We start from the raw sequence: 12640 nt of genomic DNA, 5'->3' as shown, positions 1-12640 counted from the left end.
CTTTGCGTTTCCCGCAAATTCACCCCCTGAGGATATTTCTAGCAGCTGGAAGCGGGCGTGCCGAGATAGCGGCGGAGCGCTTCGGGGGGGTGGGACAGGAGGCCCTTTGTGGGCTGTGGTGGCTCGGCGTGGCCGTCGGCCACAAGGATCGTTTGCGGGCAGAGTTTTTGCGCATCTTCGGGGTCATGGGTGACCATGAGGATGGTGAAATCATGGTGTCTGGCGAGGGTTTCGGTGAGGTGGAGCATCTCGGTTTTCAATGCGGGGCCGAGGGCTGCGAAGGCCTCGTCGAGGAGGAGGAGGGGGCGGTTGCGCAGGAGCGCGCGGGCAAGGGCTGCGCGGCTTTGCTGACCGCCCGAGAGTTCGGCGGGGCGGCGGGTGCCCAGATCCTGCAGGCCCGTGGCGGCAAGGACGTTTTCGATGCGCTGGTGATCTTCGGGCGAGAGGCGCAGGCGCGGCGAGATTCCGAGGCCGAGATTTTGCGCGATGCTGAGATGGGGGAACAGGTTCTGGTCCTGAAACAGGATCGAGAGCGGGCGTTTGCCCGGCGGGATCTGGACAAGATCCTGCCCCTGCCAGAGCACACGTCCCCGTTCCGGCGCGAAGAGGCCGGCAATGGCGGCAAGCAGGGTGGATTTGCCCGCGCCCGAAGGCCCGATCAGTGCGGTATGCTGGCCTTGTTCGATGCTCAGGTTGGCCTCGAGGTGCCAGTCGTTTTGCGTCAGGCGCAGGTTATCGAGGGTCAGCATGATGTCCGATCCGGTCGAAAAGGGCGAAGAGCCCGAAGGTGAGTGTCAGAAGCAATGTGGCGGCGGCGGCGGCCTGATCCAGCCGGTAGCTGCCCATCAGCTGGAAGATCGCCAGCGGCAGGGTGCGGGTCTGGCCATCGGAGAAGAGGGTGATGACACCCAGATCGCCCATCGAGAAGGCGCAGGCCAGCCCTGCGGAAAAGCCCAAGGGGCGGGCGAGGCGGGGCAGGGTGAGCCGCCGCAATTTGGCCCATCCGCTTAGGTCCAAGGATGTGGCGAGCCGGTCGTAATCGGCTTGCAGGGATTGGATTTCGGGCAGCAGAAGGCGGGTGATGAAGGGCAGGGACAGCGTGGCGTTGACCACCAGTGTGACCGGCACGAGGAGGCTTGTCGGTGCGGCAAAGGGCTGGATCAGCAGGAAAAGTCCTGTGCCCAGCACCAGCCCCGAGGCGGCCAGTGGCAGCATGGCGGAGCCTTCCGCCCAGCGATGGCGCGGGGCCGCCAGTGCCAGAGGGAGGGCCAATGCCAGCGCCAGCACGGTGGAGCCAAGTGCGATGGTCAGCGAGGTGGCCGCGGCTTTCCAGACCATAAGGGGCAGGGCCGGAAAGGCGGGCAGGCCACGCCAGAGGATCAAACCGATGGGCAGCAGAAGAAACAGTGCGGCAAGGACGATGATGGCTGCATCGCCCGACCGTTGCCAGAGGCTTGACGGGCCATAGAGGGTGGGGCGGTCCAGCCCTGCGCCGAAGCCCGTGGGGGCCGAGATCTTGGCCCCGATCCCCACGGCCAGCACGCAGAGCGCGACCTGCACCAGCGCGAGGCTTGCGGCGCGGCCTGTATCGTAATCGAAGCGGAACGCTTGGTAGATGGCCAGCTCGACCGTGGTGGCCGAGGGGCCTCCGCCCAAGGTCAGCGCAACGGCGAAGCTGCCCAGACAGACGAGGAAGATGGCGATGAAGGCGCCGGGCAGGGTGGCGCGCAGCATCGGGGTTTCGATGTGGCGGCGTCGGGCGGGGCCGTCGAAATCCAGCATCATGGCAAGGCGCAGGCGTTCGGCGGGGATGGCCTGCCAGCCTTGCAGCACCATGCGGGTGGCCAGCGGCAGGTTGAAGAACACATGGGCCAGAATGACCCCATGCGCGCCATAGATGGTCATTGTCGGCAAACCGAGCGCGCCGAGCGCCTGATTGAGCAGCCCGCTACGGCCGAAGACCGCCAGCAGTCCCAGAATGGCGGCGATGACCGGCAGGATGAAGGGCGCACCAAGTGCGGTGATCAGCACGCTGCGCCCGATAAACCGCCGCCGCGCAAGCGCCCGCGCCAGAGGCACCGCCAGCACACAGGAGATCAGCGCCGACGCCGCCGCCTGCCAGAGTGTGAACCACAGCGCCTGCAGGTCCGACCCGCGCAACCCCGTAAGACCGCCCCCGTGCAGGGCGGTCATCAGGATCGGCCCCAGCACCAGAAGCGCGGGGACCAGAGCGACGCAAGCCGCAATCAGCGGAACGCGGCGAGCCATTCGTCCAGTGCGGGCTGGCGCAGGGCCTCGGCCTCGTCTTCGCTATAGAAGATGGTCTTGTTCGGGCGCGGCAGGCTGGCGAATTCGGGCGGCAGGAAGCCTTCTTTGATGATGGCCGGATAGGACCAGTTGGCGGTGGCGATCATCCCCTGGAAATCATCCGACAGCACGTAATCCATGAAATCCTGTGCCAGTTCGGGATGTTTGGAGGTTTTCAGCTGCCCCACCAGCTCGGCCATGAAATAATGGCCTTCCGGGAAGATCGCGGCGGCTTTGGTGTCATCATGCTCGGCGATGATGTGATAGGCCGGCGATGTGGTATAGGACAGCACCATATCCACCTCGCCATCCGTGAAGAGGCCGTAGCTTTCCGACCAGCCGGGGGTCACGGTCAGCACTTTGGGTTTGAGTTTGGCCCATGCTTCGGGCGCGCGGTCGCCATAGACGGCCTTGACCCAGAGCAGCAGCGCCAGCCCCGAAACGGACGAGCGCGGGTCCTGGATGGCGATCTTCAGATCATCGGGGGCATCCAGCAGTTCCTCGAAGCTTTTCGGCGGGTTTTTCAGCTTGGTCTTGTCATAGACAAAGGCGGTTTCGCCCCAGTTGAACGGGATGAAGGTGTCATCGGTCCATTTGATCGGCAGGGTCAGGCGCGAATTGTCTTCATGCGAGGGCGCGAAGAGGCCGGTCTTGCGGGCACGGGCGGTCTGGTCGGTATTGAGGCCGATCACGATATCCGCTTTGGTCTTGTCGCCTTCGAGCATGAGGCGCGAAAGCACGTCACCGGCCACGAATTGCAGGTCGCAGCCGCATCTGGCCTCGAACCCTTTTTCGATCTGCGGGCCGGGACCCCATTCCGAGGTGAAATAATCGGGCGCATAGACCGTGAGAACGGGCAGGTCTTCGGCCTGAGCGCCGCCGGTCGTGGCTGCCAGAAGGGCTGTGCCCGCCACAAGGCGAAGGGCCGTAAGGGGTCGTTTCATCTATGCTCCTCCAATCCGCAGGGGAAGGAGGGCGCGACAGTCCCGTGACCTTCCCTCCGCCGGTGCTAGCCGGTTCAGGTTCGACGGGTTCGCCTTTGGCATCTCAGCCGGACCAAACCGGCACCCCGAGGTGATAGGGCTGTTCTAGTGCAGGGGCCGCATTCGGGCAAGCGCCCCCTGCCGTGTCGTACTGGCCGCTCAAACCGGAGCGCGCCGCTTAATGCGGGCGGGCCAGATGGGCCAGTTTCTCTTCGGCGGCGGGGTCGATGCCCAGATCGTCATCCGCGGTGCCTGCAAGAGGGTTCTCGTAGGTGGCGATGTCAAGCTGGCCTTCGGTTTTGGCCACAATGGCGGTCACCACGGCATCCCCTGTGATATTGACGGCGGTGCGGATCATATCCATCAGCCGGTCAACGCCCAAGATCAGCGCGATGCCCTCGATCGGCAGGCCGACCTGTCCCAGCACCATCGTCAGCATGACAAGCCCCACGCCGGGTACGCCTGCGGTGCCGATCGAGGCCAGAACCGCCATAGCGATCACGGTCAGGTAGCCGGTCAGCCCCAGATCGATGCCGTAGACATTGGCCAGAAAGACCGTGGCCACACCCTGCATGATCGCGGTGCCGTCCATGTTGATCGTGGCCCCGAAAGGAATGCAGAACGACGCCACCGAATTGCGTGCGCCCATACGCTCGGTCACGCAGCGCAGGGTCACCGGAATGGTGGCATTCGAGGAGGCGGTCGAGAAGGCGAAGATCTGTGCCGGACGGATCTTGCGAATGAAGGTGATCGGGCTCAGCCCCGAGAACAGCTTCAAGATCACCATCAGCGTGACAAACAGGTGCAGCAGAAGCGCGCCGGTCAGGGTCAGCACATAGGCCAGCACCGGCAGGAACAGGTCGATCCCCTGTTCTGCGAAGGTCTTGGTGATCAGGCAGAACACGCCCAAAGGCGCGAAGGCCATGACGATGGAGACGATCTTCATCATCACCTCGTTCATATATTCACAGCCCTCGACGAATTTGTCCGATTTCTCGCCCAGCATCAGCACTGCCACGCCCAGCACGATGGTATAGAAGATGATCTGCAACATCTCGCCGCTGGCAAAGGCCTGAACCGGATTGGTCGGCACGATCGAGGCGAAGACATCCCAGACCGAAGGGGCCGTTTTGGCACTAATGCCCGAGGTGTCGATGCCCTCCATTGTGAAGCCTTGGCCCGGCCCGACAATCTTGGCGATGAGAATGGCGATGGCGATGGCGATGGCGGTGGTCACGATATAAAGCCCGAAGCTTTTGCCGCCAACACGCCCCAGAACGCGGATATCGCCGATCCCTGTCACGCCGCAGATCAGCGAGAAGAAGACCAGCGGCACCACCAGCATTTTCAGCGCGTTGACAAACATCTTCCCGATCATCGCGAGAAGGCCGCCGGTGATATAGGTCGAAATGAAACCGGATTGGATCTGGTTGAAAATGACCCCCAGAACGATGCCCGCGCCCATCGCAACCATGATCTGCGTCGTCAGTGATACGCGTTTATGAACCATGCAACACTCTCCCCCTTTGTGATGCTTTCAGTCTGCCTATAGGTGATCGGCCCGGGCGAGGCCATTAAAACCCAAGCATGCCCATCATGATATCTTCAGCCCTGATTGCCTAGAGGGGATGCAGTTGCTACATCGGTGCCGGGCTTTTATGCAGGCTGGAATCGACCGCCGCAGGAGCTTTTGCCGGATCTGGCGCGCATAACAGGGAGATGCCTCATGTCGTATAATACCTTCGGACATCTGTTCCGCGTGACCACTTGGGGCGAAAGCCACGGGCCGGCGCTTGGCGCGACGGTGGATGGCTGCCCTCCGGGGATCGAGATCTCGGAAGAGTTCATTCAGGTCTTCCTTGACCGCCGCCGTCCGGGCCAGTCGAAAGAGACCACCCAGCGCAAGGAACCCGATGCGGTGCGTATCCTGTCGGGCGTGTTCGAGGGAAAAACCACCGGCACCCCGATCCAGCTGATGATCGAGAATACCGACCAGCGGTCGAAGGATTACGGCGAGATCGCCCGCCAGTTCCGCCCCGGTCATGCCGATCTGGCCTATTTTCAGAAATATGGCATCCGCGATTACCGTGGCGGCGGACGGTCCTCGGCGCGGGAAACGGCGGCGCGGGTGGCGGCAGGGGGTGTCGCGCAGGCCGTGCTGCGCCAGCTGGTGCCCGATCTGAAAATCACCGGCTATATGGTGCAGATGGGCGTGAAACATATCAACCGCGCGCGGTTCGACGAAGCCCAGATCCTGCAGAACCCCTTCTTCATCCCCGATGCGGGTGTGGTCGATGAATGGGCCGATTACCTGCAGGCGATCCGCAAGCAGCATTCCTCGGTCGGCGCCAAGATCGAGGTGGTGGCGACCGGCGTGCCCGCAGGGCTTGGCGCGCCGATCTATGCCAAGATGGATACCGATCTGGCAGCGGCGATGATGTCGATCAATGCCGTGAAAGGCGTCGAGATCGGCGAGGGCATGGATGCCGCCAATCTGACCGGCATCGAGAATGCCGACGAGATCGTCATGGGCGAGAACGGGCCGGAATATCTGACAAACCATGCCGGCGGCATCTTGGGCGGGATCACCACGGGCCAGCCGGTTGTGGTGCGCTTCTCGGTCAAGCCGACCTCGTCGATTCTCACCCCGCGCCGTTCGATCAACCTTGATGGCGAGGCGGTCGAGGTGGTGACCAAGGGCCGCCATGATCCTTGCGTGGGTATTCGGGCCGTGCCTGTTGCCGAAGCGATGACAGCTTGTGTCATTCTGGACCATCTGTTGATGGACCGTGGACAAACGGGCGGGATTCGGGGTGAAGTCGGTAAATAAAACTTTACCGCATCCATAAATATTATAATCCTCGCATTATTACGGGCCTTTGCCTGATTGTGGGGATTATTATGTCTTATATTCTGGGGAGCTCTGCGGCTGACGAGATCACCGCCGGTTTTGTTGATGCGAATGGGGTGACGCTCGATTACACGGGCAGCGCCACTTGGGAAACCTTTCTCAATATCTGGGCAGGTCGCGGCAATGACCGCGTGACCGGTGTGGAGGGGCGCACCATCGTTCATGGTCAGGCCGGAGACGATTATCTCTCGGGCAGCAATCTGGTTGCGACGCCCAGCCTCGACCATTTCTACCCCCAGCTTTTTGGCGATGAGGGCAATGACACGATCGAAGGGTCGGGGAATGTGCTGTTCAACGGCAATGCGGGCAACGATACGATTACCTGGTCCGGTCAGGGCTATGCGTCCTTGTCGGGCGAGTATGGCGATGATGTGATCACCGCCAATATGACGTCAGTGGGGGCCGAGTCTGCGCGGATCTTCACCGGACAGGGTGCGGATACCGTCAATATCACGCTGGGCGATAATGATACGGCCTCGGTGTTTCTGGCTGAAACCGAGGCAGCAGCGGATGTCATCAATGTTACCTCCGATATCGATGCCGAGACGGGTGGTCTTGTCGATTTGGGCAGCGATTTCGACCCCTCGATGGACACGCTTGTTGTGAATGGTGTGACATATAGCGGCGACGATCTGTCGGCATTGGTGGCCGATCCCGAGAATGCGGAAGGGGTCGATATCAGCAGCGCGACCGAATATTCGGGGAACTTCACCTATCTTGCGTTCTCGGGGAACGATGAAGGGGGGCCGGTGACCATCCGTTTGTCTTCCGACATTTTCGCCGATGAGGAATCGAGCGAGGAGGCCGCGACCGATCCGGGCGCGGGCACCGGTGAAGAGGCGACCCTCTCGGACAATCGTGTCGATGGCACCGAAGAGGCGGATTTCATGCAGGATCTCTATGTCGATGCCGATGGCGATTCGACAGCCGATACGGTGCGGATCAACGGCTTTGGGGGCGATGATTACATCCGTGTCAAAAGTGGTCTGTCGCATATCATCGGGGGCGGCGAGGGCAATGACAGCCTGTATGCGGTCAGCGGCGAGCATCATCTGGCCGGTGAGGCAGGCGATGACCTGATCGTTGGCGGCAATGACACCTGTCTGCTGGAAGGCGGCAAGGGGGATGACACGCTTGTGGGGTATCTCGATCACGGGGCTGATCACGTGATGCATCTGGGCAAGGGCAATGACGTGGTGGATTTGCGCGGCGCTTCCGATACGGCGACATCCAATGTGACGGTCACGGATTTCCGCTTCGGGGAAGATGTGCTGATGTTTGATGGCGAGGCGGTCGATTTCTCGGCTCTGCCCGATGACGTCTCCGGCGCGGATGACGAGGATGGCAATCTTGTCCTGTCGTTCCATGATGATGATAGCGTGACCCTGCAAGGCCAGTCGGTTGCCTCCATGCAAAGCTATGGTGCAAAGTTGCAGGCCGCCAAGGACGCGCAACTGGCGGATGGCTGGTCCGATGACAACGAGGCCGAAGATGACAGCGCCGCCTGGGCCGAGCTGGAAGACGAGAGCACCGAAGCGCAGGCCGATGCCTCTGACAGCGAGGAGAGCACCGAGGCACTCGATGAGACCACGAGCGAGACCCAGACCGCCGCGGCCGATCTTGCCGATATCCCGACTGTGCCGGTTGCCGAAGATGGCGATACCGAGGACGAAGACGAGGACGAGGCACTTGCGGATGCCTAAACGGCCCGCGTTTTACTGATCGGGAAGGCCGCCCCTCGGGGTGGCCTTTTGAGATGGGCCGCCATGAGATTCGCAGCCTCGCCCGTTGGTATCCTTCTTTCGGACATGCGGCGGATGCCGTGCCTTGCGGATATCGCCCCTGCGCAGGATGTGGGTCGGGCGGTGGCCTATCGCGCCGGCATGATAGGCTTTGGAGACACGGCGGCGGATGGCTTTTCTTGCCCGTCGAAGGGACCCGCTTCCCCTTCTGAACCGTTCTGTCTATCATGATGGAAAGAAGGGGACCTTGATGACGCATTCTCCGAAACAGCCTGCCATGGAAACATGTATCCGCCGAGGGCGGAAATTCGATCAGGTGCTCGAAGGGGCGCGCAAGGTGTTCTTGCGGGACGGGTTCGAGGGAGCCTCGGTGGATGACATCGCCCGCGAGGCAGGGGTCTCCAAGGCGACCCTTTACAGCTATGTTCCTGACAAGCGCTTGTTATTTATGGTTTTCGCCCAGCAGGAATGTGCCATGCAGGCGCAATCCAGCATGTCTCCGATGGAGGCGATGGACGCGCCGATCGAGGTGGTCCTGACAGGGGCGGCAGAAAAGCTGACAACCTATATTTTCTCTGATTTCGGGCGGGATATCTTCCGGATCTGCGTGGCCGAAGCGGAGCGTTTTCCCGAGGTCGGACGGCAGTTCTACGCCACCGGCCATGTCGTTGTCTGCGACAAGCTAGTGGGCCTGATGCGCCGCGGCGCGGAACGCGGCGAGTTGAAGATCGAGGATTTCGACTTTGCCGCCGAGCAGTTTCTGGAACTGTGCAAGGCCAATCTGCACGCCAAGATCGTCTTCGGCCTGCCGGAGATGCTGACCGAAGACTGCCGCCAGCGCACCGTCAAGGAGGCCGTGGCGATGTTCATGGCGCGCTATGGCACCAAATGCCATTGCCAGACAGAGGGCGGCGCCTCCTAAGCGCGGTCGCGCACCTGAATGTGGTTCCCTTCGCCCTTGCGCACCTCGAAGCGGCCCGTCTGGCGGATCAGATCCGACAGCTTGGCTGCGCCATAGGTGCGGGTGTCGAAATCGGGATTGGCCTGTGTGATGAACTGACCGATCTGGCCAAGGGAATACCACTCCTCTTCCAGCCCGATCCGTTTGATCGCGGCGGCAATCAACGGAATGGCCTCCTTGGCGCCCAGTTTTTCGACGGGGGCGGGACGGGGGGTGACATCGGTGGGCTCGGGGGATGCGGTCTCGCCCAGATTCTCGACATAGATGAAGCGTTTGCAGGCATTGCGGAAGGCCTCGGGGGTCTTTTTCTCGCCGATGCCGAACACATCCAGCCCCTGTTCGCGGATACGCTGGGCAAGGCGGGTGAAATCGCTATCCGAGGACACCAGCACGAACCCGTCGAACCGCCCCGAATGCAGGAAATCCATCGCGGCAATCACCAGCGCGATATCCGAGGCATTCTTGCCCTTGGTATTGGCAAATTGCTGGTCCGCGACCAGCCCCAGCACATTGGCCTTCTTGGCCCAGCCGCCCAGTCGTTGGGCTGACCAGTCGCCATAGATCCGGCGCACGCTGGCCTCGCCCAGGCCCGAAATCTCTTCAAAAATCGCTTCGGCATGGGCGTGGGGCATATTATCGGCATCGATCAGGACGCAAAGGCGGGCGGTGCGCTGAAGCTCGTGGCGTTGGGTGTCGGGCATGTGATCCTCTTTTGCCCCAAGTTAGCGCATTCTATAACAAAGGAAAACGCGCCCCGAAGGGCGCGTTTCAAGAAGAGGCCGGTTCTAGTCCGGAATATTCTCTTTGTAGTCATCATGACGGAACCGGTCTTTGAACGGTGCCCAGAGCCGCTTGTTCGTCAGGTAGAGCAGCACGGTCAGCAGTGACAGCAGCAGCACCGCCACAAAGCCCCACTCCTTGCGATCCACCAGCTTGGGTTCGGCGGCCCACATCAGGAAGGCCGCGACATCCTTGGCCATCTGCTGGGTCGTGGCGGGCGTGCCGTCCTCGTATTCGATCAGATCGTCCGAAAGCGGCGGCGGCATTTGCAGATAACCCGTCGAGAAGACGTGGTTTTCATAAAGCACATTGCCGGCGGTTTCGGTTTCTTCTCCGGTATAGCTAGTCAGCAGCGAATAGATATATTCCGGTCCGCCCATACCTTGCACGAATTGTGCGATACCGGTGCCGTAGGGCCCGTGGAACCCCGCCCGCGATTTCGCGATCAGCGACAGATCCGGTGCGCCGGCATCCACCACGGTCGGGAAATGGTCGGTTTCCTTGCGCGGGCGTTCATCGTCGAGTTCGGGGTCGTAGATCGACATTTCGGCGGCATAAGCGCGCACCCAATCGGGGTTCATGCCCAGCCCGTCCTTGTCGGAGAGCGTGCGCAGCGCCACATATTTCAGCCCGTGACAGGCCGAGCAGACCTCGCGATAGACCTGAAACCCGCGACGCAGCTGTTGCTGGTCATATTTGCCGAACGGTCCTTCGAAGCTGAAGGCGATATCGGTGACATGGCCGCCCTCATTGGCATTGGCCGCGCCAAAGCTAAGCCCCAAGGCAGCGATGGCAGAGATCAGAAGGGTTTTCATCTTACAGGCCCCTTTCCGCGGCATCAGGGCCGTAATGGGCGTTGAAGTCATCCTCGATGGTGGCGGGGGGAAGCGTCGTTTTCTCGATACGGCCCAGCACCGGAAGGATCACGAGGAAATAGGCGAACCAGTAGGTGGCCCCGATGAGCGAGATATAGGGGTAGATCCCGTCGGTCGGCATTGCCCCCACCCAAGTCAGCACCACGAAGTCGATGGCCAGCAGCCAGAACCAGAATTTGAAGGCGGGCCGGAACATGCCCGAGCGCATCTTCGAGGTATCGAGCCACGGCGCCAGCACCATCACGATGATCGAGCCGAACATGGCGATCACCCCGAAGAACTTGGCGTCGATGAAGCCCATGGTCAGCCAGTTCACCAGCATCACCACCCAGACATCGGCGGTGAAGGCGCGCAGGATGGCGTAGAAGGGCAGGAAATACCATTCGGGCACGATATGGGCGGGCGTCGCCAGCGCATTGGCCTCGATATAGTTATCGGGGTGGCCCAGATAGTTCGGCATGAACGCGACAACCGCGAAGAAAATCAGCAGAACCAGTGCCAGCGCGAAGAGATCCTTGATCACGAAATAGGGCCAGAAGGGCAGGGTGTCTTTCTTGGCGTCTTCTTTCGAGGTGCGGCGCACTTCGACCCCGGTGGGATTGTTGTTGCCGGTGGTATGGAAGGCCCAGATATGCAGCGCGACAAGGGCGGCAATCACGAAGGGCAGCAGATAGTGCAGCGAGAAGAAGCGGTTGAGCGTCGCATTATCGACCGCCGGTCCGCCAAGCAGCCATTCCTGGATGGACGGGCCGATCCCGGGGATCGCGCCGAACAGGCCGGTGATCACCGTGGCCCCCCAGAAGGACATCTGCCCCCAAGGCAGCACATAGCCCATGAAGGCCGTGCCCATCATGCACAGATAGATGATCATGCCGATGATCCACGTCACCTCGCGGGGCGCTTTGTAGGACCCGTAATAGAGGCCGCGGAAGATATGCAGATAGACCGCGAAGAAGAAGAGCGAGGCACCGTTGGCATGCAGATAGCGGATGAAATAGCCGCCATTCACATCGCGCATGATATGTTCCACGCTGGCGAAAGCGAGGCTGATATGCGGCGTGTAATGCATCGCCAGAATAATGCCGGTCACAATCTGCAGCACCAGACAGAAGGCCAGAACAATCCCCCAGATCCACCACCAGTTCAGGTTCTTGGGGGTGGGAATCATGATGGTGTCATAGACCAGTCCAACGATGGGCAGGCGAGAATGTAACCATTTCTCGAACCCCGATTTGGGTTCGTAATGATCATGGGGAATGCCGGACATAGGTTCCTCCCTCAGCCCAGTTGAATGGTTGTGTCATCGGTGAACTTGGCCACCGGAATATCGAGATTGCGCGGGGCGGGGCCTTTGCGGATACGGCCTGCGGTATCGTAATGCGAGCCGTGGCAGGGGCAGTACCAACCGCCGAAATCGCCCGAGGCATTGCCGATCGGAACGCAGCCCAGATGGGTGCACACGCCCATCATCACCAGCCATTCTCCGGCCTCATCCAGCGTGCGGTTCTCATCTGCCGCATCGGCGCCGGGTTTATTGGCGTTTTCGGCAGAATGGTCGATCAGGTCGTTCAGCGGCACAGCGCGACCCGCCGAGATCTCGTCTGCCGTGCGGCGGCGGATGAAAACCGGTTTGCCCCGCCATTTTACCGTGATCTGGGTGCCCTGTTCGACCCCCGAGATATCGACGAAAATCGAGGACATGGCCTGCACATCCGCCGAGGGGTTCATCTGGTTGATCAATGGCCAAGCCGCCGCACCGGCGGCCACTGCCCCCGTACTGGCGGTTGCAAAATAAAGGAAGTCCCTCCGGGTACCTTTTTGTTCGTCTGAGTGGGACACGCGTTCCTCTCCCTTGCCTAGACTGTGCTGTGCCTGCTTTCTGCCTGTCCGCCGACCCGACCGGAAGAAGAAAGGCGCAAGCGCCCGATCCTTTCCTGTCATGCGGACACGGGAAAACAGACCGATGCCCTTAGACTGGAACATAAAGTTCCGCCTTATAGCATCCGATACACAGGCAAGGGAGCGAGCCGCATTGATATAGGTCAAGCAAATGTGAAGACCGTGTCGGGCACGGTTTTGCG

General features: G+C 61.1%; 11 protein-coding genes and 1 riboswitch. Of the genes, 3 read left to right on the top strand and 8 right to left on the bottom strand.

The annotated features are described in order from the left end of the window. Positions 1–38: 38 nt before the first annotated feature. The 4 genes from RPE78_RS04260 to RPE78_RS04245 form a co-directional block, all read right to left on the bottom strand. Positions 39–749, bottom strand: a complete 711-nt coding sequence (locus tag RPE78_RS04260; RefSeq protein ID WP_406721309.1) for an ATP-binding cassette domain-containing protein — start codon at positions 747–749, stop codon at positions 39–41. Continuing rightward, on the bottom strand, positions 733–2268 hold the full coding sequence (locus RPE78_RS04255; RefSeq protein WP_339108259.1) for a thiamine/thiamine pyrophosphate ABC transporter permease ThiP: 1536 nt from the start codon (positions 2266–2268) through the stop codon (positions 733–735). Before RPE78_RS04255 ends, RPE78_RS04260 begins: the two co-directional genes overlap by 17 nt. Continuing rightward, the gene (thiB, locus tag RPE78_RS04250; RefSeq protein ID WP_406721308.1) at positions 2247–3251 is read right to left on the bottom strand and encodes a thiamine ABC transporter substrate binding subunit; all 1005 of its coding nucleotides are present in this window, start codon (positions 3249–3251) and stop codon (positions 2247–2249) included. Before thiB ends, RPE78_RS04255 begins: the two co-directional genes overlap by 22 nt. Positions 3252–3285: 34 nt before the next feature. Further along, a riboswitch (TPP riboswitch) is annotated at positions 3286–3389 on the bottom strand. A gap of 79 nt (positions 3390–3468) precedes the next feature. Beyond that, positions 3469–4800, bottom strand: coding sequence for a dicarboxylate/amino acid:cation symporter (locus RPE78_RS04245; protein WP_339108257.1), 1332 nt, complete (start codon positions 4798–4800; stop codon positions 3469–3471). Positions 4801–5016: 216 nt separating this feature from the next. Between RPE78_RS04245 and aroC the strand changes: the two genes are divergently transcribed. From aroC to RPE78_RS04230, 3 genes are all read left to right on the top strand, one after another. Then, positions 5017–6120, top strand: coding sequence for a chorismate synthase (aroC, locus tag RPE78_RS04240; RefSeq protein ID WP_406721307.1), 1104 nt, complete (start codon positions 5017–5019; stop codon positions 6118–6120). Positions 6121–6191: 71 nt separating this feature from the next. Further along, a complete protein-coding gene (locus tag RPE78_RS04235) occupies positions 6192–7904 on the top strand; it encodes a calcium-binding protein (protein WP_406721305.1) in 1713 nt (570 codons plus the stop codon). Positions 7905–8193: 289 nt separating this feature from the next. After that, entirely contained in the window at positions 8194–8865 is a 672-nt protein-coding gene (locus tag RPE78_RS04230; protein ID WP_339108254.1) for a TetR/AcrR family transcriptional regulator, read from the top strand. Here RPE78_RS04230 and RPE78_RS04225 read toward each other — a convergent pair. The 4 genes from RPE78_RS04225 to petA all read right to left on the bottom strand — a co-directional run bounded on the left by RPE78_RS04225 (position 8862) and on the right by petA (position 12398). Beyond that, positions 8862–9605 (bottom strand): NYN domain-containing protein, encoded by a 744-nt coding sequence (locus tag RPE78_RS04225; protein ID WP_406721304.1) that lies wholly within the window; start codon positions 9603–9605, stop codon positions 8862–8864. The genes RPE78_RS04230 and RPE78_RS04225 overlap by 4 nt on opposite strands. Before the next feature lie 84 nt (positions 9606–9689). Beyond that, on the bottom strand, positions 9690–10499 hold the full coding sequence (locus RPE78_RS04220) for a cytochrome c1 (RefSeq protein WP_339108252.1): 810 nt from the start codon (positions 10497–10499) through the stop codon (positions 9690–9692). A 1-nt stretch (position 10500) separates the two neighbouring features. Next, the gene (gene petB, locus RPE78_RS04215; protein ID WP_339108251.1) at positions 10501–11826 is read right to left on the bottom strand and encodes a cytochrome b; all 1326 of its coding nucleotides are present in this window, start codon (positions 11824–11826) and stop codon (positions 10501–10503) included. Between the two features lie 11 nt (positions 11827–11837). Then, positions 11838–12398 carry a ubiquinol-cytochrome c reductase iron-sulfur subunit gene (gene petA / locus RPE78_RS04210; protein ID WP_339108250.1) on the bottom strand — a complete coding sequence of 187 codons (561 nt, stop codon included), beginning with the start codon at positions 12396–12398 and terminating at the stop codon, positions 11838–11840. Positions 12399–12640 lie beyond the last annotated feature (242 nt).

The organism is Thioclava litoralis (assembly GCF_045278885.1).
GTDB lineage: Bacteria > Pseudomonadota > Alphaproteobacteria > Rhodobacterales > Rhodobacteraceae > Thioclava > Thioclava litoralis.
Note: the sequence above shows the minus strand (reverse complement) of the source record. Positions and strands in the feature narration are given on the sequence as shown.